The sequence below is a fragment of the cyanobacterium endosymbiont of Braarudosphaera bigelowii genome, from assembly GCF_020885515.1.
Taxonomy (GTDB): Bacteria; Cyanobacteriota; Cyanobacteriia; order Cyanobacteriales; family Microcystaceae; genus Atelocyanobacterium; species Atelocyanobacterium thalassa_A.
In genome coordinates, this window is the sequence record NZ_AP024987.1 from 1,431,916 (window position 1) to 1,454,430 (window position 22,515).

At 30.8% G+C, this 22,515-nt stretch carries 16 protein-coding genes; 3 read left to right on the top strand and 13 right to left on the bottom strand.

Annotated elements, in window-relative coordinates; all coding sequences use genetic code 11:
* The first annotated feature begins 64 nt into the window (after positions 1-64).
* Positions 65-1,558 (top strand): efflux RND transporter periplasmic adaptor subunit, encoded by a 1,494-nt coding sequence (locus LPC16_RS05925; RefSeq protein WP_229637252.1) that lies wholly within the window; start codon positions 65-67, stop codon positions 1,556-1,558.
* A gap of 52 nt (positions 1,559-1,610) precedes the next feature.
* Here the strand turns inward: LPC16_RS05925 and LPC16_RS05930 are convergent, their stop codons facing one another.
* The 10 genes from LPC16_RS05930 to LPC16_RS05975 form a co-directional block, all read right to left on the bottom strand.
* On the bottom strand, positions 1,611-2,309 hold the full coding sequence (locus tag LPC16_RS05930) for a response regulator transcription factor (protein WP_040054329.1): 699 nt from the start codon (positions 2,307-2,309) through the stop codon (positions 1,611-1,613).
* Between the two features lie 32 nt (positions 2,310-2,341).
* On the bottom strand, positions 2,342-2,644 hold the full coding sequence (locus tag LPC16_RS05935) for a YkvA family protein (RefSeq protein WP_229637253.1): 303 nt from the start codon (positions 2,642-2,644) through the stop codon (positions 2,342-2,344).
* 188 nt (positions 2,645-2,832) lie between these two features.
* Positions 2,833-3,864, bottom strand: a complete 1,032-nt coding sequence (locus LPC16_RS05940) for an amidohydrolase family protein (protein WP_040054327.1) — start codon at positions 3,862-3,864, stop codon at positions 2,833-2,835.
* 279 nt (positions 3,865-4,143) lie between these two features.
* On the bottom strand, positions 4,144-6,621 hold the full coding sequence (locus LPC16_RS05945) for an ATP-dependent Clp protease ATP-binding subunit (protein ID WP_040054326.1): 2,478 nt from the start codon (positions 6,619-6,621) through the stop codon (positions 4,144-4,146).
* A 589-nt stretch (positions 6,622-7,210) separates the two neighbouring features.
* Positions 7,211-8,131 (bottom strand): homoserine kinase, encoded by a 921-nt coding sequence (gene thrB / locus LPC16_RS05950; RefSeq protein ID WP_229637254.1) that lies wholly within the window; start codon positions 8,129-8,131, stop codon positions 7,211-7,213.
* 220 nt (positions 8,132-8,351) lie between these two features.
* Positions 8,352-9,471 (bottom strand): peptide chain release factor 2 gene (gene prfB, locus LPC16_RS05955; protein WP_229637255.1). Its coding sequence is split into 2 segments (ribosomal slippage): positions 8,352-9,398 and positions 9,400-9,471, totalling 1,119 coding nucleotides; the frame shifts between segments, so codons are not numbered across the junction.
* Positions 9,472-9,863: 392 nt separating this feature from the next.
* The gene (locus tag LPC16_RS05960) at positions 9,864-11,267 is read right to left on the bottom strand and encodes an alanine/glycine:cation symporter family protein (RefSeq protein WP_407084180.1); all 1,404 of its coding nucleotides are present in this window, start codon (positions 11,265-11,267) and stop codon (positions 9,864-9,866) included.
* 118 nt (positions 11,268-11,385) lie between these two features.
* Positions 11,386-12,006 carry a CPP1-like family protein gene (locus LPC16_RS05965; RefSeq protein WP_229637257.1) on the bottom strand — a complete coding sequence of 207 codons (621 nt, stop codon included), beginning with the start codon at positions 12,004-12,006 and terminating at the stop codon, positions 11,386-11,388.
* Between the two features lie 226 nt (positions 12,007-12,232).
* Entirely contained in the window at positions 12,233-12,505 is a 273-nt protein-coding gene (locus LPC16_RS05970) for a TatA/E family twin arginine-targeting protein translocase (protein WP_040054321.1), read from the bottom strand.
* A 547-nt stretch (positions 12,506-13,052) separates the two neighbouring features.
* Positions 13,053-14,828 (bottom strand): aspartate kinase, encoded by a 1,776-nt coding sequence (locus tag LPC16_RS05975; RefSeq protein ID WP_229637258.1) that lies wholly within the window; start codon positions 14,826-14,828, stop codon positions 13,053-13,055.
* Positions 14,829-15,273: 445 nt separating this feature from the next.
* Between LPC16_RS05975 and shc the strand changes: the two genes are divergently transcribed.
* Positions 15,274-17,199, top strand: coding sequence for a squalene--hopene cyclase (gene shc / locus LPC16_RS05980; protein ID WP_229637259.1), 1,926 nt, complete (start codon positions 15,274-15,276; stop codon positions 17,197-17,199).
* A 442-nt stretch (positions 17,200-17,641) separates the two neighbouring features.
* On the opposite strand, the gene LPC16_RS05985 is transcribed toward shc, so the two are convergent.
* From LPC16_RS05985 to LPC16_RS05995, 3 genes are all read right to left on the bottom strand, one after another.
* On the bottom strand, positions 17,642-18,091 hold the full coding sequence (locus LPC16_RS05985; protein ID WP_040054318.1) for an SRPBCC family protein: 450 nt from the start codon (positions 18,089-18,091) through the stop codon (positions 17,642-17,644).
* A gap of 400 nt (positions 18,092-18,491) precedes the next feature.
* Positions 18,492-19,682 (bottom strand): SGNH/GDSL hydrolase family protein, encoded by a 1,191-nt coding sequence (locus LPC16_RS05990; RefSeq protein ID WP_229637260.1) that lies wholly within the window; start codon positions 19,680-19,682, stop codon positions 18,492-18,494.
* A 28-nt stretch (positions 19,683-19,710) separates the two neighbouring features.
* Positions 19,711-20,901: an ABC transporter ATP-binding protein gene (locus tag LPC16_RS05995; RefSeq protein ID WP_040054316.1), complete on the bottom strand. Its 1,191-nt coding sequence runs from the start codon at positions 20,899-20,901 to the stop codon at positions 19,711-19,713.
* Positions 20,902-21,628: 727 nt separating this feature from the next.
* Between LPC16_RS05995 and LPC16_RS06000 the strand changes: the two genes are divergently transcribed.
* Positions 21,629-22,504, top strand: coding sequence for an energy-coupling factor transporter transmembrane component T family protein (locus LPC16_RS06000; RefSeq protein WP_229637261.1), 876 nt, complete (start codon positions 21,629-21,631; stop codon positions 22,502-22,504).
* The last annotated feature ends 11 nt before the right edge of the window (positions 22,505-22,515 follow it).

The window sequence follows — 22,515 nt, forward strand, 5'->3', positions numbered from 1 at the left end:
TTAAAAAATATTTAATTTTTTATGTCACATTTAGAATTTTAATATTTAACATGAGTTAATAGCAATGTTGAAGAAAGAAGTAGAATTTAATAAAAAAAGAATTGGGACTTTTATTTTAGTCTTATCATTACTTTTTGCAGGAATTGGTAATAGATTTAAACAATTAATAAATTATTATTATCAACAAGGGATATTAACTAGTGTTATAGGGAAAAATTCTCCTAATACTGTAAAGACTGTTATTTTAAAACCAAAAATAGTTAAAGTTTTTTCGGAATTTGTTGGAACTATAGAAGCCAAAAATATATTAACTCTTAAATCAGAGATTAATGGAAAAATAAAACAAATTTCAATTAAGGAAGGAGATTACATCAAAAAAAATCATATAATAATGCAGTTTGATTCTAGTAATTTACAAGCCAAATTACTAGAATCTCAAGCTAGATTAACTAATACAAAAGCTAGATTGTTGGAATTAAAAGCTGGAAATCGTATTGAAGATCTTGAAGAAGCAGAAGCTAGACTTAGAGGTGCACAAATCCGTTTAAATAATACAACTATAGGAGATAGTGTTGAAGAGATTGCTCAGGCTAGAGCTCATTTAAGGTCTTCAAAGGCCAGTCTTGAATTAGCTCAACAGCGAGTTACTCGCTACAAAACCCTTAAAGAGCAAGGAGTAATTTCTATTGATGAATATCAGGAGCATATAACAATTCTACGTAGAGCAAGAGCTGATCTAGAGCAAACTAAGCGACGTTTATCTCAGCTTAAAAAAAGGCGTTTAGCTGATTTAGATGAATTAACTACCGTTGTAGAGATGGAAATACAAAACTTACAAAGATTAAAAACTGGTCCACGGCAAGAAGTTGTTACCCAAGCTAAAGCGGACGTTATAGAAGCAAGCGCACAGCTTCAAGTATCTAAAATTAATATTTCTCAAACTAGCGTAGTAGCACCTCTTGCTGGTGTTGTAGAAAATGTTTTTACGAGAGTGAGTGATTATGTCAAGATAGGTGATCCTTTAATAAATTTAATAAATAATGATACTGTAAGCCTAAATTTAGCTATTCCACTAAAATATAATTCCCGATTAAATATAGGTTTACCTGTAGAAATCGTGGACAATTTAGGGAATACCCTTAGCAAAGGGGAAATTAGCTTCATATCTTCTAATATTATCAAAAGTTCGCAATCAATATTAATAAGAGTTGATTTTAATAAGCCAAATCAAGGACTTTTGAATGGTCAATTTGTCAAGGCGAGAGTAATTTGGCATAAAAAAAATAGTTTATTAATTCCAGCCAACTCTGTATATGATATTGGAGAAGAAAAATTTGCCTTTATAGTCAAAAATGGTAGTTCACGAGAAAGAAATTTAACTAATACAATAGCTAAGCGAGTCAAAGTTCAATTAAATAACTTGCAGGGCGATAGCTATCAAGTAATTAATGGCTTAAATATTGGTGATCAACTTATAATATCTAAAATTAGAAAATTAAAAGATGGAGAGCCTATTAAGCAACTAAATTCTTATGGGGAGAAAGCTGTTAATCATTGAACAAGTAAATCAAGTCTATATAAATTCTATTGTCATTATTCAATACATTTTTTTATTGAGTTAATCCATGCTTTAAGGCAAAACGTACTAATTCTGTACGACTATTTGTTTCCGTTTTGCCAAACAAGCGACTTACATACTTTTCTACATTTCTAACACTTGTATTTAAGCGAGCTGCAATTTCTTTATTCATAAGGCCCTCTGCAACTAGGTCTAAAACACTCTTTTCTCTTGGAGTTAAATCAATTTTAATGTGTGGTGGTATTACCGTTAAATGAGTTTTTTGTTGTCCTAACTGTTCTTTTAATCCTTTAATTTCTTGGGCTATCTCTTCTAGTTTTATAGAATCACTACCAATTTTCCCATTAATTTTACGACGCTCTAGAAAGCTTTTTACAATAGCCTCTAATTCTTCAGGATCAAATGGTTTGGGTAAATATACGTCGCAACCAGCATTGTAACCTTTAATACGGTCAGCAGTCATGCCTCTAGCAGTAAGAAAAATTAGAGGAATAGTTTGCAAGCGAATGTTATGACGTATCTTCTCTAAAAATTGATATCCATCTATCTCTGGCATCATAACATCAGAGATAATAATATCAGGAACCATAATCTCTAGAAGTTTCCAGGCTTCCTTTGCATTATTGGCAATTTTTACTGTTAATTTACCATCATATTCTAAGTATGTTTGTACGGATTCACATATACTTGGTTCATCATCAACTAATAAAATTATAGGAGAATTACTCATGATTTATATTTTAACTAATGCTATTAACAATTTTAATTCGAATGTTTATCTATAGAAATTACCTCGACTTCAACCGTTTCGTTTTCTGATGATTCTTTTTCCATAACTTGAGTAGAACCTCTCCTTTCTTCAAATATTACTTTAATAAGCTCTGTTATTAATAGACTTAGAATAACAAAATCGTCTATTTGTCCTATTATAGGAAAAAAATCCGGGGAGAAATCTAAAGGGCTTATAAAATAAATTAAAGTACCTAAAACTATCCACCAGCGATATTTAGTACTACGAATTAGAGATCTATAATAATCGTAGATAGAGTGTAAAGAAAATTTCATTGCATTAACCGTATTTAATATTTCAATCCTAATTGAGGATATAGTTATATGCACTTATGTGACTTAAGTATTTATATCAAGTATTTTAAATATATAAGATATTAATTCTTAATATGAGAATTATCAAACAATTTTTGTTTAATCGTTGATAATTTTCTTTATTTAATATTAATTTTTATGGCTAATTACTATGATCTTTGTAGAGATTTATCTTTTAGAAGACCAGTAAGCAAAGATGCAGGTGGTTTTTTGTAAGGCCAAGCAAAAGCATGTTGAAAAGCAAAATTTTGACAAGCTTGTAATTGATGAAAATCAATTACATCTTGAGTTAAAAGATTTTCGAATTCGAAAGGCAAACGTACATTATGTAGCCCTGCATTATCTGTACAGATTGCTATATGTACTCCTGCTTCAAAACAACGATCAAAAACAGTCTTTAATTCGTATAAATTTTCTAAATTTCCTGTTTTTAAATATGTCGTAGGACAGATCTCTAAACATTGGTTAGAACGTGCAATTGTAGGCAATAATTCTGGAAACTTTAAGGGTATTTGAATACCATGACCAATCCTCATCAAATATGGAAGAAGTTCAGGATAACAACCGTCGGAAGTTTCGTAAAGATGACCAGTCGTGTTTAATCCCATTGACCTCGCATATTTATATAAATCTATGAATTCATCTAATCTTTCACCATAATGAGAGTCTCCTCCTGCAACATCGATAGCGCAAACATAATTTTTCATCTGAGCAGCTAAATCTACTATAGCCTTATTAACCTCATAAGGTAAACGAGAATGCATACAAAGAATTTGACTTATTACGATAGGGTACTCTTTTACTTGACTAGCTTTACCAACTATTTTAACGATACTAGTCATAGCATCAATTCTCTCTGACTGTTCAAGATACTGAGGGGTACGAAGATATGGAGTATATCTTAATTCCAAATATGCTAAATGTTCAAATATATAAGCCCCACGAATTAAGCGATAGATAAAGTAAGGAAGTGTTTGTTCTGTCTGAACGTTTTCCACTAAAGTATGTAATTCTAAATACTCATCTAATGTTTTACGCTTGCGTGTGTAAAACTCTTCAAAAACTGGATATTGAGGAAATCTTTGTGCCATTTTAGGGTCATGGCGTTTAAAATATCTCCAAAGAATACGGGGAACTACTGATCCTCCTAAATGGCGATGTAAATCTGCATATAGTGCCATAAAAATCTCCAAAGAATATATATTATGTTTTATCTTAAAACTATTAAGATAAAGAATATTTTAAAATAATTCCACTAAAGAATAATGTCTGATCGTAACAATGGCTTAAATGGTAAGAAAGTTCTATTTAGAATAGTCCTATAGTTATTAAAATTTAACTAGAGCATATAAGATTTTTAACAATTAATTTAATCAATGGTTAGTAAAAAATAATAAACTTTAATAAAAAGCGGTAGAAGTATATACTTCTACCGCTTTAAGAGTATCAAATTGTTACTTTTAAGAATCAGATGTTGGAGTTAAGATAAAACTTGACTGTTCATCCTCTGTAACAACAACTTTAACCTGTCCTTGTTCATCAATATCTACTTCTGCAACATCCCCTTCTCTAACTTTTCCTGAAAGAATTTCTTCAGCCAAAATATCTTCAAGAAGACGCATAATAGCACGACGTAGTGGTCTTGCACCATAAGAAGGATTATAGCCTTCTTCAACTAGACGTTCTTTAAACTTGTCAGTAACTCGAAGTGTAATTTCTTTTTCTGTTAACCGAGCAAATACTTCCTTGAGAAGAATTTCAGAAATTTCTTTAACTTCCTCTTTATTTAGTTGACGGAAAACAATAATTTCATCTAATCTATTAAGAAATTCTGGGCGGAAATATTCTTTTAATTCCTCATTAACTAAAGAACGAATTCTATTATATTGCGCATCTGCTTGATTATTTTCAAATTCGAAACCTAATCCACCACCACCTTTCTCAATAACTTTTGACCCTATATTAGAAGTCATGATTAACAAAGTATTTTTAAAATCTACCGTACGTCCTTTCGCATCGGTCAAACGACCATCTTCTAATATTTGTAACAACATATTGAAGATGTCTGGATGTGCTTTTTCAATCTCATCAAATAAGATTACTGTATAAGGACGACGACGTACTGCCTCCGTTAATTGCCCTCCTTCGTTATAACCAACATATCCAGGTGGAGATCCAATTAGTTTAGATACAGTATGACGTTCCATATACTCAGACATGTCTAGACGAACCATTGCTTCTTCTGAACCAAAGAAATAAGCTGCTAATGCTTTTGTGAGTTCAGTTTTTCCGACACCTGTAGGACCAGAAAATATAAAACTAGCAATAGGACGATTAGGATTTTTAAGTCCAACTCTTGCACGACGTATAGCTCTTGAAACAGCTTTAACAGCATCTTCTTGACCAATAAGTCTTTGATGTAAAGTTGTTTCCATATTTAGAAGCTTTTCAGATTCAGTCTCTGTAAGTTTATTTACAGGTACTCCCGTCCAAGAAGCAACAATATGAGCTATTTCTTCTGAGTCTACAAAAGGTTCATCATTTTCTCCTTCTCCTTTTTTGGTAGAAGAAATTGAACGAATTTTTGCCTTAATCTCCATTTCTTGGTCTCGTAGTTGTCCTGCACGATTAAAATCTTGCGAACGAACTGCATCATCCTTCTGCTTTAGTATAGTGCGTAATTCTTTGTCTAATTCTTTAGCTTCAGGAGGAAGTTGAGAATTAGTCAAACGTACTCTAGAACCTGCTTCATCTATGAGATCGATGGCTTTATCCGGAAGAAAGCGATCAGAAATATAACGATCCGATAATTTAGCAGCTGCTTCTAATGCCTCGTCTAAAATTTTAAGCTTATGATGCTGCTCATAACGTTCTCTTAGACCATAAAGAATCTGAATGGTCTCTTCTACAGTTGGTTCTCCTACCATTACTGGTTGAAAACGTCTCTCTAAAGCAGCATCTTTTTCGATATGTTTACGATATTCATCAAGAGTAGTTGCTCCAATACATTGAAGCTCCCCTCTTGCTAAAGCTGGTTTAAGAATATTAGCTGCATCAATAGCCCCTTCAGCAGCGCCTGCGCCAATAAGCGTATGAACTTCATCAATAACTAGGATTATGTTCTCTGTTTGACGAATTTCCTCCATAATTTTTTTGAGGCGTTCTTCAAATTCTCCTCGATACTTCGTCCCCGCTACTAACAAACCTATATCAAGAGTCACAACTCTTTTATCTTCAAGAATATCAGGAATGTCTTGGTTAGCAATACGTTGGGCAAGTCCCTCAGCAATGGCTGTTTTACCGACACCTGGCTCCCCAATAAGAACTGGATTGTTTTTAGTACGACGACCAAGAATTTGAATTACTCGTTCAATTTCTTTTTGTCTACCAACGACTGGATCAAGTTGTCCATCTGTAGCCAATTGAGTCAAATTCGAACCAAACTCATCGAGAGTAGGAGTTTTAGTCCTACCAGGTGCTACTCCTCCTGCAGCAACTTCTGCAGTCTCTCCCAATTGACGAATAACTTGAGTTCTTACTTTAGAGAGATCTACACCAAGATTTTCAAGGACTCTTGCTGCAACTCCTTCTCCTTCTCTAATTAATCCTAATAGAAGATGTTCTGTTCCAATGTAATTGTGTCCTAGTTGTCTGGCCTCTTCTAAAGAGAGTTCTAGAACTCTTTTTGCTCTTGGGGTAAAAGGAATTTCAACAGCGACGAACCCCGAACCTCGTCCAATAATTTTCTCAACTTCAATACGAGCATCTTTAAGATTAACTCCCATAGATTTAAGAACTTTGGCTGCGACTCCAGTTCCTTCGCCAATTAGCCCTAGAAGAATTTGCTCTGTCCCGACAAAGTTATGACCAAGACGGCGAGCTTCTTCCTGGGCAAGCATAATTACCTTAATGGCTTTCTCTGTAAAGCGTTCAAACATTTTATTTGTCCATCATCTGCTGCTTTCTCTTGTAAATTGATCTTAGCACAGCTTTCTATCTCTACTACTCATGTAAAGACTTAGAGTATTACTATTATATAAAGTTTTTATTCTTCTCTAATGCTATTAGCCTTTGTATGATTACAATGTAGAGTTTAATCATATTTTGACTAAATTCCATATTTTTATTTTATTTATTTAAAATATTAAAAATATCTAAATTTAGTATGTGTTTTCATGTATTGGTACTAAAACTAATAAGTTGACCAATGCGGAAAACTATGGAGATTACAAGGTGATTTTATTCAATACTTTTTTAATAATAAATTTATATTTTCTTTATCATGATTAGTAAATCAAAACACAGTAACAGTTAATCGTTATTGTATTAAGCTTAAAATAATTAAGTTCTCTTAATGTAAGACAAAATTTTTTCAACTAACATAAAGCCTTCTTATGAGTTTATCAAATACAAGATTAATTCATTAAAAATATTAATAATTTTCTTGTTTTTTAGATTAAGTTAAAAATCATAGCTTTTATAACTATTTCAAGAATACATACGCTTAGAAACTATTCAGTTTAATTCTTATTCAAAATAATTAATTCTTGCCCCGCAATTATCTATAGACAGTAATTTCGTTTCTGAGGTCACTGCCTGAGTTAACCATGCTTCTTTTGTTGCACATTCAATACTACTAATATTTTCGAAACTAGTTAAAACTAATAAAGTAGGACCAGCACCACTAATTACTACGCCATATGCTCCTGCTCTGATAGCAGCTTGTCTAACAATGTCATAACCTTTAATTAAGTTTTGACGATATGGTTGATGAAGCTTATCTTGTAACGCACTAGATAGCCATTTCCCATTACCTATTTCTAAAGATTTAATAAGTAATCCCATATGAGCAATATTAAAAATTGCATCATCTATAGATACTGTTTTTGGTATAACGGATCTTGCTTTTTCAGTTAGTAGTTCAAAGTCAGGAATAACAATGAGAGGAATAATAGATGAATGCCAATTAATCGGGTATGCTTCCCAGTCAATACCTTGTTTAATAGATAGTTGACATTTTCCAAATAAAGCAGGTACAACATTATCAGGATGACCCTCTAGCTTTATCGCTAAATTCATTAGCTCAAGCTTTGATAAGGGTTGACCTGCCAATTCATTAGCCCCAATCAGACCACCTATAATCGCCGTAGCAGAACTTCCCAGACCTCTAGATAAAGGTATTCCTAGCTTAATCTTAATTGAAATTTTTGGGGGTATTTCTCCTATGTGACGGTATAAGTATGTGAATGCTTTATAAACTAAATTGTTATAATCACATTTAACTTTACTAGCTTCTCTTCCTATTACATTGATATTTAATTGAGATTCATCTTTCTCCCGTTTAGCAAAATAAAATTGATTGTACATAGTTAGAGCAGAACCTATACAATCAAATGCTGGACCGATGTTTGCTGTCGTTGCGGGCACAATAACACTAATAGTAGACATAGTAAACTTATTGTATAAAAGTCTCTGTATAACTAATTTTTTCTTACGCACCAAATATGTACAATATTTAGTATATAGAAATTCAAAAATAAAAAGCTACTACTTCTAATTGTTTTTATAGTTCTCTAAAATTAAGAACTATGAAAGACAAATGTAATTAACAATAGATTTTTTATTCAAGATAAAAATTTCTTGATTTAAAAGACTATTTTATTAATATTCAAGATTGAGTATTAACTGAGTTTACATAATGTAAATAAGCTTCGATAAATAAACTTAGATCACCATCCATCACATCGTTTATGTTTGTAGTTTCTATATTCGTTCTTAAATCTTTGACCATTTGATATGGATGAAATACATAACTACGAATTTGAGTTCCCCAAGCAGCTTCAACGATATCACCTCTGATTTCAGCAATTTTTTGAGCTCTTTGTTCTTGAGCAATAATTAACAATTTTGCTTTTAACAAAATAAGAGCTTTTTCTTTATTTTGTAATTGTGAACGTTCTTGCGTACATCGAACTGCAATACCTGTTGGTATATGAACAATACGAACAGCCGTCTCTACCTTATTAACATTTTGCCCACCCTTACCGCCAGAACGTGTAGTTGTAATTTCCAAGTCTTTATCAGGAATTTCTATCTTGATATCACCATCTTCTAGTTTTGGCATCACTTCGATTCCAGTAAAGCTTGTTTGACGTTTTCCATTAGCATTAAAAGGAGAAATTCTTACTAACCGATGTGTTCCTTTCTCTCCCTTCAAATACCCAAAAGCGTAACGACCTTCAATTTCTAATGTAGCAGATTTAATACCAGCCTCATCTCCTTCAGAAATTTCAACCAAATTAACTTTATAGCCCTGACTTTCTCCCCATCTTCTATACATTCTCAGTAACATTTCTGACCAATCTTGAGCATCTGTTCCACCAACTCCTGTATTGATATTCAGAATAGCTCCTTTGGTATCATAAGTTCCTGATAAAAGTTGTTGCAAATCCCAACTATCTAAATTTTTCTTTAATTGTGTAAGATTACCCTGTGCTTCTTCTAGTAAGGCTTCGTCATAATCTAATATTAATAACTCTATAATGAGTTTAGTATCTTCTAACTGGTTGTACCATTGATTATATTGTTCTAATTGCGATTTAAAACTACTAAGTTTTTGTGAAACTTTTTGAGCTATATCAGGACTATCCCAAAAATCAGGCTGGATTGTGGTGTTTTCCAAATCTTTGATACTAGCCTTTAGAGCTGGTAGGTCAAAGATATTCCTGGGTTTTTCCCAGGCGTATGCTCAAAATTTCAACGTTTTTCTTCAGTTCTGTAATTTCCATATATTTAACTTTCAAAGTTATAATTTATCATATGCATTTTTCTATGTAGTTTATAGATATTAGTATTAAAATATATGTTCAAGTAGATTCCAATACTTAGCAGACATCAATTATAAACATTTTAAATAAATTAGTCAAAATTCTTTTATAGTACTTATGATCTAAAGTGTTTATCAGCAGAGATAAATTTTCTTGTCAACCTATTCTTAAGTTTTTATTCACATAAAAACTTAAGAATAGGTTGACTTATTCATCGTACGTTTTGAAAAAACTTCATATACTAAATTATAGTTTATAAATTATTTATCTACTTAAGCTAATAATGTAATTTAGAATTTAGCAAAACATAAAAACTATTTATTCGCTTAGTTTTTATGTTTTTATATTTTATCTTAAACTGTAATTGTTTTTTGCCAATATTTTTTTAATTCTTTCGCTACTTTATTAGATAAAAGAATACATCCTAAAATGTTAGGTATGGCTAGTGTTAACAGCATCATATCACTAAAATCTAATACGGCTCCTAAATTTACTACTGAACCAATGAAGATACAAAACAAGAAAACTATTTTAAAAATAATAGAATTTGATTTGCCAAATATATAGATCCAACATTGTTCACCGTAATAACACCAAGTAATCATTGTTGAAAATCCAAACATGCACATAATACCTGCCAATACTGCAGGAGACCATTGAATAACTTGAGCAAAAGCTGTCATGACTAATATAGAGCCATTAATACCATTCCCAACTGTCGTCCAATAAACTTGAGTTGTAGCAATGACTAATGCTGTTAGATTACAGATAACGACCGTGTCAAGAAAAGGTTCAAGAATTGAAACGATACCCTCTTGTATTGGTTCCTTTGTTTTTGCAACAGCATGAGCAATTGCAGCAGATCCTAAGCCGGCACCATTTGAAAAGACACTGCGTCGGATTCCCTGAATTATGATGCCTACCAATCCCCCTTCCATTCCTCGTGAGGAAAAAGCTTCCGTGAAGATAGAAGCAAAGGCATGAGGTATCGCAGCAAAGTTAGTTTTCAGAATCCATAGACATCCTAATATGTATATAACTGACATCAAGGGTACTAATCTACTAGTAATAACTCCTATACGACTAACACCACCAATAATGACTAAGCCTACAAGAAAAGCAAGAACTAGTCCAACAGCCCAGTCATAAGATTGTAGAGCAGGAAAAACAACAGCTAAAGCCATGAATGACTGATTGACTTGGAACATATTTCCTCCCCCTATTGCTGCACCTATACCGGCAAAACAGTAAGCTACAGCTAATATTTTACCTAACTTTTCTTTTCCTATTTCCTTCAATCCTCTAGAAAGATAGTACATTGGACCACCAACAGTGGTTCCATCTAAACCTATAGTTCGGTATTGAGATCCTAAGGTACACTCCACAAATTTGCTAGACATTCCAAATATTCCAGCTAGTGTCATCCAAAATACTGTACCTGTACCTCCTAGCTGAATAGCAATAGCTACACCTGAAATATTACCTAGTCCTATACTGGCTGACAAGGCCGTTGTTAAGGCTTGAAAAGAAGATATTTCTCCTTGAACTTCATTTTCAGAATCAATTTCATCAGGATAATTTACGTTATCCACTAATTGGGATTTCGACTTTTGGTTTTTATAGAAACTAATATTTTTCTTAGAAGATGTAGGCTTCTTATTATGGCTTTTATGTTGACTGTAGACTATTTTTAAAGCTTGTTTGAAGCCAACAATATTAATAAATCCCATTCTTAATGTGAAAAAAATACCTCCCATTAATATCCAAAATATTATTACGGGAAAATGAGCAATCTCAAAGAAGAGTATTTGTTTAATAAAAGTAACTAGGTTCGAAAAAAAATAATCAATATTATAAAGGAAATGATTCACAGATCTAATGTAAAAAGCTACTACTTAGCCAAAAAATAAAAAATACAATAATACTAACAAAAGATTGACTAAATTCTCTTGTAGTGTTGGGATCATAAAATAGTTGAATAATGCTTCCCCCGATAATCATTCCTAAGCTCAACATAGTTAAAGTAATTAGTAAAGCACGATTAAATTTATTTTCCTTTTTATTTAGAAAATAAATATTAACAAAAACTCCTAACGCTAAGAAAAGTGGAGTTAGAGAAGACTGAGGACGCAAAAATCCTACTAAAAGTGATAGAGCAAGAAATATTCCTGTCTTCAATAAGATATCATTAAAAGACGGAATATCAATAAATTGTTGAACCCAATGAAACATACTTTTGAAATTAGAGACTGGGAATTTAGAACTAATTTCTCTCTGATGTTCAGCGAATCGAATATTATCAGGTACACTAACCTTGCCTTCTTGACGTAGCTTCAATCGCTCCATGACGATAGCATCGTAAGCAGATTCAATACTTTCCATAGTTTCAAAACTATCACTATGCTTTTGGCTCAAATGATCTTTCGCTTTTTGAATTTCTTCAAAAGGGGCTGTTTCTGAAACACCTAACTTTTCATAGGGAGTTTTTTCACTCATCTGATATTTTCTTCCATATCTTCTTACTCATATTACCTAAATAAATAGGTTTTCTAACTTACTTTTTTAAGAAATTAATTTTATTCAAGAATTTTAAGCTGTTAAAACGTTTCAAATAAAAGCAATTTTTCTCTTAGAAGTTTAGATGTAAAAGTTTTAGAGACATAACTAAAGAAAATTGTCTTAGCTAGAAATAATATTCTAAAATCTAAGTATTACTTTTATCTTAAGAGTTATGAATACTTGATTTGTTAACATTTGATTGGGATGAACTATCCGTTTTATTATCTTCAAGTTCAGCATTAATACTTAAAGAATCTTGAAGATGTTGAGTTTCTCGTTTAAACTCATCTTCAAATTCTTTGGAAGCATCTTGAAATCCTCTAACAGCTTTACCTAGACTACGTCCAATTTCAGGTAATTTTTTAGGACCAAATACCAACAAGCTAATAATTAAAATCAACGCCATTTCTGGTAATCCAATACCAAAGATATTCATAAATTACTCCTTAAAATAAAAATCTACTTTCTATTCTATACTTACATTCAACTAAAACTGATACTTAGAAAATAAAAAATTTAGCTCTTCTCAAGAATAAATAACTTTTCTATCCATGTCTATGTATCTATTTACTATCTTAATAATATTAGTTTCAAATTAAAAAGAACCATAGCTTGTATTTTCTAATAAAAAAATACTAAACATTATTAATTTCACAAAGATACTTAAGCTGTGTTTTATTCCCAGAGTATCTTTCTATATTAGCCTATCGAGTAATCTTATATGTTAGATACAATTTGCCCTGTTTACAATAATAATGAATAGTTATGCAACTATTGTTGTAAGTATATTCGACTAGATTAATTTCTCCTATAATCTTTATAGCTTTATATTTATCTAAAATTCTTTAATTCTTACTATCTTATAGTTTATTTTTTATGATTATTTCATAGTAAGTAGAATGATTTGAGTAGATAAAATACGGATATATTTCTTCTATTAATTTTACAGAATTGCAAGACTGAGTTGAGCTGTCAGATAAAAGTTACCTATCTAATTTAAAAGCACTATGAACCGCATTCAAAGCTTGTATTCCCTTGTCTTTTGTAACTACACAACTAATTTTAATTTCTGAAGTTGCAATCATTTTAATATTTATATTTTCAGCTGCTAATGCTTCAAAAAATTGAGCTGCTATTCCAGGCTTTTCTGCCATACCTGCACCAACAATACTGACTTTAGCAATATTCTCATCTATCAATATTTCATCAAAACCATCCGATAATTTTTTGAGTACTGAGTAAGCAAGCTCAGAATTTCCTTGAGCTACAGTAAATGCCATATCACGTGTAGGTTCTCCAGAAAAGATACGACAACGTTGAGATTGAATAATAGTATCTACACTAATATTATTTTTTGCCAATACTCCAAAAATATTAGCTGCCATTCCAGGTTTATCCTTTACACGTCGGATTGCAATTTGAACCAATTTTGTATCTAGAGCAACTCCTCTAACAGGTGGAATATTAGAAATAGTTGGCGAGATATTTACTGTAGGTGAAGCTTTTATTTCGAACGCTTTCGATAATGATTGTATTGCGCGGTAACTATCATTCTGCGCAATAACACAACTAATTTTAATTTCTGAGGTTGCAATCATTTCAATATTTATATTTTGCTCAGCAAGAGTCTTAAACATTTTTGCAGCTATACCAGGACGGCCAATCATTCCTGCCCCTGCTATAGCAATTTTAGCTACTCTTTTTTCTACAATAACTTCGACTTCTTCGGAATAGTTAGAATTAGTGCAAAAAGTTGAAGCAATTGCATCAGCAACTGATTCTGCTTGCCCTAGAGAGTTTTCTACTACTGTAAATGCTATATCATTACCGTTTTTTTCATAAATTGATTGGATAATAAGATCTACATTTACTTTTTGGGAAGCAATTTCTCTTAAAAGATGAGCTGCGATACCAGGACGATCTGGAACTTTCAGAAGTGCAACTTTTGCTTGATTTTCATCTAATTCTATTCCATCTACTGCTTTTGTAATTTCCAAACCATTTAATGATCTAGATTGTGGAACAGGTGATGTAACAAGTGTTCCAGGATTATCACTCCAACTAGAACGTACAATTAAAGGAAGTCCATAGTTCCGAGCAATTTCTACAGCTCTTGGATGTAAAACCTGTGCACCCAAACTTGCTAATTCTAACATTTCATCAGAAGTAATTTCTTTAATAAGTTGAGCACCTTGAACTAAGTGAGGATCAGTTGTAAGAATACCTGAAACATCTGTATAAATTTCACAACAGTTAGCTTTTAAAGAAGCAGCCAAAGCCACTGCTGAAGTATCAGAACCACCACGTCCAAGAGTTGTTATTTCTAAACTATCAATACAACTAATTCCTTGAAACCCTGCAACAACTACAATTTCATTTTTATGAAGGTGACGTTGAATTCTATCGGGCTTAATAGACAAAATTCTTGCATAGCTATGTTCCGCTTCTGTAACAATTCCTACCTGAGCACCAGTTAAAGAAATAGCCTTTTTACCTAACTTTTGTAATGCCATAGTCATAAGAGCAATGGTTACTTGTTCTCCGGTAGATAACAACATATCCATTTCTCTCCGTGAAGGATTAGGAGTTATCTCTTGCGACAGCTTTACTAAGGTATCAGTGGTTTTGCCCATTGCAGAAACTACTACAACTATCTTATTATCCTTATTAGAAATTTTACAGATACGCTGAGCAACGGTTTGGATACGTTCCACTGACCCTACAGAAGTTCCTCCATATTTCTGGACAATTAAAGTCATAATTCAAATGAAAATAATATATTAACTGTTAAATTTAACAAAATCTTATAAATGATAAAGATTATCAACTACATTTCCTTATAATTTATGGAATATAAATAACTAGAAAATTAAAAAAAACATATAACTTCAGGTAATACAAAATGAAGATAATTTTTAAAAAATACTCTAATAATTATTATTTAATGTCTATGGAATTCTAAAAACTTATGTAATTACATTATTATCTGATAATAATATGTAAAGCTAGGAAATTTTGAGCTATTTTTTATTAGTTATTGCAGTGATTAAGCAATGAGATTGAAGTAGATCTATATAAAGTTAGGATTCAAAATGATAAGAAAGAAATTTCGAAAGCTTATTATAAGCTTTGAGAAAATTGTTACAATTTTCAAGTTAATTGTTAGTCTACCCAAAAATATAAAGTAAATCATTTTAATTATTTATGAAAACGCAACATCAAATTAATCAAAAATTAAAATCATCACTTGATAACGCTATTGATATCAGTCAAAAATATATACTTTCTTTACAAAATTCCGAAGGCTATTGGCTAGGAGAACTAGAATCTAATGTAACTCTTACTGCAGAAACTGTTTTAATTTATAAGATTTGGGGAATATTTGAAAACCTCCCAAAGTCTAAAATTGAAGCTTATTTATGTAATAAACAAAACAAATATGGTGGTTGGGAACTTTTCTATGGGGATGGTGGAGAGATCAGTACATCTATTGAAGCATATATGGCACTTAGACTTTTAGGATTGTCTAAAGACAATCCTGTCTTAGTTAGTGCCAGAAAATTTATTCTTAGCAGAGGAGGAATTTCTAAAGCTAGAATTTTTACTAAGTTTCATTTAGCTTTGATTGGTTGCTATTCATGGGAAGGTCTCCCATCTATTCCTCCATCAATTATGGTTTTAAGTAATAACTTTCCTTTTACAATTTATGAAATGGCTAGTTGGGCACGAGAAAGTACTGTACCATTAATAATTGTTTTTGATAAAAAGCCAATTTTCCCAATTAATCCATCCTTCAACCTTAATGAACTATATGTAGAGGATATAGAAAAGGTTCAGTACAAACTTCCTTACACGAATAGTTGGACTGATATTTTTTTATGGCTAGACAAAATATTCCAATTACTAGGAAAATTTAATTTAATTCCTTTTAGAGAGAGAGGTTTAAAAGAAGCAGAGAAATGGATATTAGACCATCAACAAGAAAGTGGAGATTGGGGAGGGATAATGCCTCCAATGTTAAATTCTCTAATTGCATTCAAAACTTTAGGATATGATATAGAGGATCCCTCTGTTAAAAGAGGTTTTGAAGCTATTCAACGTTTTGCTATAGAAAAAGATCAAGACTATTATGTTCAAGCTTGTGTATCTCCTGTATGGGATACAGCTTGGATGATAAGAGCTTTAACTGAGTCAGGGCTGTCAAAAGATCACCGTTCTCTTCAAATAGCCGGAGATTGGTTATTAAGTAAACAATGTTTAGACTACGGAGATTGGGCAATTAAAAATAAGATTGGAAAACCTGGAGGATGGGCATTCGAGTTCACCAATCGTTTTTATCCTGATATTGATGACTCAGCAGCTGTAATTATGGCACTTGAGGGAATTACTCTTGTAAATGAGCAACAGAAAAAAGCGGCTATTAATCGTTGTCTTCAGTGGATAAAGACAATGCAGTGTAAAACTGGAGGATGGGCAGCTTTCGATATAGATAATAATCAAGCTTGGTTAAATGAAGTTCCTTATGGGGATCTGAAGGCAATGATTGATCCAAATAGTGCCGATATAACTGCAAGAGTATTAGAAATGTTGGGTTCATGTAATTTAGAAATGTCTGATGAACGCACTGCAAAAGCCCTTAATTATTTATATGATGAGCAGGAAAAAGATGGCAGTTGGTTTGGGAGATGGGGTGTTAATTACATTTATGGAACTAGTGGAGTATTGTCTGCATTAGCAGTTCTTCATCCTGACAAAAATTATTCTCAGTTAAAGAGAGGAGTTAGTTGGCTATTAAGCTGTCAAAATGAAGATGGTGGATGGGGAGAAACTTGCTTAAGTTATGATAATCCTGAACTAAAAGGAGAAGGTATAAGTACTGCCTCTCAAACTGCTTGGTCTTTAATTGGTTTACTAGATGCAGGAAAAGCTTTAGATAACTTTGCAATCAATCATATTGATAGAGGTATAAACTATCTAGTGAAAACTCAAACATCGACAGGAGAATGGAAAGAGAAAGAATTTACTGGAACTGGCTTTCCTTCTCATTTTTATATAAGGTATCACCTCTACTCCAATTATTTTCCTCTGATTGCTCTAGGACGTTATCAAAAGCTTAGACATTTATTTTAATCTATCTATAAAAATAATTTTTAACAATCTTCATTTTTCGTGAAAAGAATATATTAAGATAGAGACATAAATGATTTAGTTAATAAAATCCTAAATTATATTATACCGATTAAAAATAAGTATAAAAAATAGTACCTATCTTTGCTATATAATTTTTATCTCGGCAAAAAATACTTATTTCTAAAATCTTATTTTATTTCTTTTTTAACATATTACTCAGTTAGTTTGAATAATAAATAAACATGAGAATATTTAAATATTGATGTAAATTATTGATGTTTAATATACAAAAAAATACTAACTATATTTGTAGTTAGTATTTTTTGAAATAACGTTATTAAGAGATAAAGAAACAAACTATACCAAGTTTTTGGAAATTACATAAATTATAAACATATTGCAAACAGAATATAATAAAAAAGTACAATGAAATATTTGATAACTATGTTTTATCTCTACTTTTTTTTACCGCATAGTTTTTAAATCTTTTCAAATCTTCTGATATAGTGGATTCAACTATACGGCCCAAAAATAACTTATCCATTAATTTCCCTAACCATCCTGGAATACTATAGGCGATACTCAATTTAATGATGCTACTACCTTGTCTATCATAAAATCTAATCGCCCCTCTATTAGGCAATCCATTTACTGATTCCCATTGTATTATTTGATGAGGTACTACTTTTAGAATTTTTGATAGCCAGGTAAACTGGAAACTCCCACTAACTAATTTCCAACGAGATAGACTAGGATCGTCATCCAAAATTTCAACGGAGTCAATCCATTTCATCCATTTAGGCATTTCTTGTAAGTCTGACCATAAATCCCATACTTGTTCGATAGGAATATCCACTTCAATTTGTACGCTATGCTCTAACCAACTAGACATATTTGAATTATCAATTACTGTATGTTATCTTATTCTAAATTTACATATGAAATATTCTCATATACTAACATTTTTAAAACTTAATCTTGAATATTTATTGGAAAGGTAATTTTTTTACAATTTTTCTTGTGAATACTTAAAAAAGTAGTTAATGTTCATATTTTGGTAGATATAGAAACTAAGAGTAAAATTAAATAAATCAATAGTTATTTTTATTAATTCTTGTGTTGGTAATTATGAATTTCGTATTATTGTTTCCTTTTTTGGACATTTTAATAAGATAATAAAACATCAATAATAAGTATATAAAAAATTAATATTTTTTATATACTAGCTTCAATACATCAAACTTAATAGATATCGAATATAGCAATTACTTATATTGGAAGTAATTGCTATATTATTTTTGTAATAAACAAATCTTGTTACTAATTATTTCCCCAGCAATTTGATGTCCAAAATTATTCCAATGACCACTTCCCATTTTTGTATTATTGAAACCATGCAAAAAAACTTTGTTTTTATCGGCATAGGTTTGTAAAAGTGGAGCTAAAGTTAAAGCTTTAAAATTTTCCTTTCCTGATAATTTATAAATACGTTGATCAGGATAGAATTGATTATATGTTGCTAAATTTTTAAAGTATTGTTCCCTCACTGAAAAGTTTGGATAAAGCTGAATAGGATTACTTAATATCACTACTAAATAGTCAGTACTAAGGACATAACTTTCTTCCTGTATTAGTTTAATTAATTCATCTGTAAACTTCCATTCTCTTTGCCATTCTATAGAAGATTCTTTATATAATTCTGGGATAAATTCAAGATTCTGAGACATATCTTCATCTCTTGATATTTCCCCAAGCATAAATTTAGGATATTGATTATTCACAAGTACTCTAGCTTGATTAACTAACTGAAAAATATGAGATTTATTAATTAAAAAAAATAATTTTCTTCTAACAAGACTATTGCGCCATTGATAAGTCTTAGTATCCCTAAATGACATATCAAAAATATACTCATTATCCTTCAATTTTAAAAATGGACTAAATCTATTTTTAGGACTTAAGATTTTTGAATTATTAATAACATCATTATCAGTAAAAACCGCTAATAGAACTAGATCAGGAGAAAACTGACTAGCATGATATTTTAGTGTTGTGTATTCTTGTGCAGTACCATAATCGCCAACACCAAAATTTATTACCTCAATATTTTTCTTACTTAATTTTTGACATTTAGATAGTTTTTGTTCTACTAGTGACCAAAAAGTTTTATCTTTATCAAGCTGTATAGCCTCAGCAAAAGAATCGCCAATAACAACAATTCTAAAAGTATTTTTCGTTTTCTTTTTTGTATAGTTCTTATCTCTTAGTCCGCTCTTGTTAATTGATACTGAAGCATTTCCTTCGTGCCTCCATCTTCCAAACATATCATATATGAGAGAATGTCCTCGATGAGAATCAACTTTATAAAAACTAGGATAAGAAATATTCAATATCCTTAATCCAATTTCTCCAATGAATAGAGCGAAAGTTAAACTGCTAGATATTAATATAAAGTTATTTATAGTCTTGCTTAGTTTAAACATAATTGATTATTTTTATTAAGAACCACTTTTACTTCAATAAGGATTCTTCTGTTTCGGAATCAAAAATATGAATTGTCTTTTTATTTATTGATAACCATAGTATATCTTCTTTCTTAATCAAATTATTTCCTATATAGTTAACGATAATCTTAATAGGATTTTTACTTAACGTTTCAGTAAACAAATGTACTTCGTTTCCCATATTTTCTACTAGATTAACCTTTACTTGTAAATTACTTACATGAGGAACGCCTAAAGTAATATGTTCAGGTCTAAATCCTAATATAACGAATTTTTTACTATATCCTTTTAAATATGATCTCGATGCCAAAGGAATACATAAACTAAATTTATCGTAAAAAATCTTGGAAGAGTCTTTTATTGTTGCTGGTAAAAAATTCATTGGCAGAGATCCAATAAAGCTTCCAACAAAACAGTTGACAGGATGATGATATAGCTCTAGTGGAGATGCGACCTGTTGAATTTTTCCTTGGTTCATAACAGCAATACGATCCCCCATAGTCATTGCTTCAACTTGATCATGAGTAACATATATAGTTGTGATTTTTAGTTGATTTTGTAGCTTAACTATCTGAGAACGAGTTTCTGTCCGTAAAATTGTATCTAAGTTAGACATCGGTTCATCCATTAAAAAAACTTTAGGATTTCTAGCAATTGCCCTTCCCAAAGCTACTCTTTGTCTTTGACCTCCTGACAGCTGTTTTGGTAGTCTAGTTAATAGACCATCTAACTGTAGTAGTTTACTAACTTGCTCTATTTGTCGATTAATATCTATTTCTAAGACCGAACTATATCTAAATCTTCTAGGCAATAGCCTAATTACTTTATCTAAAATTTTATCTATTTTTTGATCAATTTTATTTATACGACGTAGTCCAAAAGCAATATTATCATAAACATTAAGATGAGGATATAAAGCATAATTTTGAAAAACCATAGCTATATCACGCTGTTTAGGAAGAAGAGAACTCACATTTTTTTCTCCTATTAAAACTTCTCCTGATGTGATACTTTCTAATCCTGCTATAAGTCTAAGCAAAGTACTCTTTCCACATCCTGAAGGACCAACTAAAACCATAAATTCTCCATCATTAACATTTAAATTAATGTGTTGTAAGATCTTAACTTCAGAATCTTTTGACTTGTTTCTTTGACGGAAGAAACTTTTATTAATATTTTTTAGTATAACCTTAGCCACTGTAATAAGTTAGAAATAATAATTTGATACTATGTATATAAGGCAATCAAAACGAAATGTATAAATCATGTGTAAAGACATCTTATGGACTTAATTAACAAACGCAATAGTTTAGGTATAAAACATAAAATCTAATAATATACAATATGATTAAAGATCACTTTAGTAGTAATAATTTAAATATTAATAAATAGCAACAAAATACTTTTTTAGTTAAAAAATATTGAATAAAAAAAGTGCATTAAGTCTTTAACAGTATATATTGACTTATTATATAAAATTCTATATTTAGTAGAATTCTTAAAATTGTTTAGAATTAAACAATTACTTTCTGTAATTTAACTTCGAAAAAGTTTATTTTTTTTCATTATAAGCTTATAATACGAGTTAATATACTATTCTTGATCATTAAAAGTTAGAAACTTTTTTATCTATCTCTATGAAGACTTAGTCTAAATTTAATTTAAAAATTTATTTTCAACTAATAGCTAAAAAACAGTTAACTTAACAAGTTGGTTTTTATATTTAATAAACTATTTAACATCTTGTTTACTAGATAGTTTAAACATCATATTAAATATAAAGCACAGTACGTTTTATATACCAATTTAATTGGTATCTTACACTAAATAAATTATAAAACTTTACTTAGTGAGATAATTTTCTATCTTATTTTCTTAAGTAATAAAATTGACAGCACAGATAATAAGTAAAATTTGCAATAATTATGGATCTATTACGATCATTACCTATTGGACTTTATCTTGAAAAGCCTCTTACATGGTTACATTTACTTGATTCTAGAGTTAAATTAGTTTGGCTAATGTCTTTATTGCTTGCAAATAGATCATCTAGTTCGGAATGGTTACTAGTTCTTGTAATTTTTCTTGTGGTTTTAACTATAGTTGTCAACATTCCTTTAAGAGTTTGGAAGCAACAAATGGGATGGCTTTTAATTATTAGTTTTTTAGTATTTTTAATTATAGCCTTATCACCTGATGGTTTAGCAGTGTCTTCTCAACCCAGACTTCCAGTAAATAACATATCAACACCACAATTAAATTCTTATAGCTACATTTTATTCAATAAAGGAATATTTCTTATTACTCACAGATCTTTAGAACTAGGAATAAGAATAGGTACCCATATTTTTATAGCAGTTTATAGTGCTAATTTATATTTATCAACTACTACTCCTGAAGCAATAACTGAAGGATTAGAGTATTTATTCTCGCCTTTAAGATTTCTTAAAGTTCCGGTAACTGAAATTTTATTAATCTTTACGTTGTCTTTACGTTTTATTTCTCTAGTTTTAGAAGAAATACAAAACCTTACTCGCTCTATCAGAACTAGAGCTATTAACTGGAAAAAGTTAGGAATTAAAAAAAGTTTTCAAGTATGGATAGTAGTAATAGAAAAAATACTAGAGAATTTATTAACAAGAGCGAGTGAAATTGCTACTACAATGGAGATAAGAGGATTTATTAGCCCTAATAAGCATAGAGTAAAATGGCATAAACTCTGTTTAGTTAAGGGAGATTGGATAGCAATATTTTTATTATTCCCTTTCTGGTATTTACGCTATGCCTGGGGGGGAACATAGAATGAATATTA

Coding starts and splice junctions, on each gene's coding strand:
- LPC16_RS05975 (WP_229637258.1), bottom strand. CDS start 14,828: ATGACTTTAATTGTCCAGAAATATGGAGGAACTTCTGTAGGGTCAGTG.
- LPC16_RS05960 (WP_407084180.1), bottom strand. CDS start 11,267: ATGGGAGGTATTTTTTTCACATTAAGAATGGGATTTATTAATATTGTT.
- LPC16_RS05970 (WP_040054321.1), bottom strand. CDS start 12,505: ATGAATATCTTTGGTATTGGATTACCAGAAATGGCGTTGATTTTAATT.
- LPC16_RS05930 (WP_040054329.1), bottom strand. CDS start 2,309: ATGAGTAATTCTCCTATAATTTTATTAGTTGATGATGAACCAAGTATA.
- LPC16_RS05940 (WP_040054327.1), bottom strand. CDS start 3,864: ATGGCACTATATGCAGATTTACATCGCCATTTAGGAGGATCAGTAGTT.
- LPC16_RS05990 (WP_229637260.1), bottom strand. CDS start 19,682: ATGTTTAAACTAAGCAAGACTATAAATAACTTTATATTAATATCTAGC.
- LPC16_RS05925 (WP_229637252.1), top strand. CDS start 65: ATGTTGAAGAAAGAAGTAGAATTTAATAAAAAAAGAATTGGGACTTTT.
- shc (WP_229637259.1), top strand. CDS start 15,274: ATGAAAACGCAACATCAAATTAATCAAAAATTAAAATCATCACTTGAT.
- LPC16_RS06000 (WP_229637261.1), top strand. CDS start 21,629: ATGGATCTATTACGATCATTACCTATTGGACTTTATCTTGAAAAGCCT.
- thrB (WP_229637254.1), bottom strand. CDS start 8,131: ATGTCTACTATTAGTGTTATTGTGCCCGCAACGACAGCAAACATCGGT.
- LPC16_RS05965 (WP_229637257.1), bottom strand. CDS start 12,006: ATGAGTGAAAAAACTCCCTATGAAAAGTTAGGTGTTTCAGAAACAGCC.
- LPC16_RS05985 (WP_040054318.1), bottom strand. CDS start 18,091: ATGTCTAGTTGGTTAGAGCATAGCGTACAAATTGAAGTGGATATTCCT.
- LPC16_RS05945 (WP_040054326.1), bottom strand. CDS start 6,621: ATGTTTGAACGCTTTACAGAGAAAGCCATTAAGGTAATTATGCTTGCC.
- LPC16_RS05935 (WP_229637253.1), bottom strand. CDS start 2,644: ATGAAATTTTCTTTACACTCTATCTACGATTATTATAGATCTCTAATT.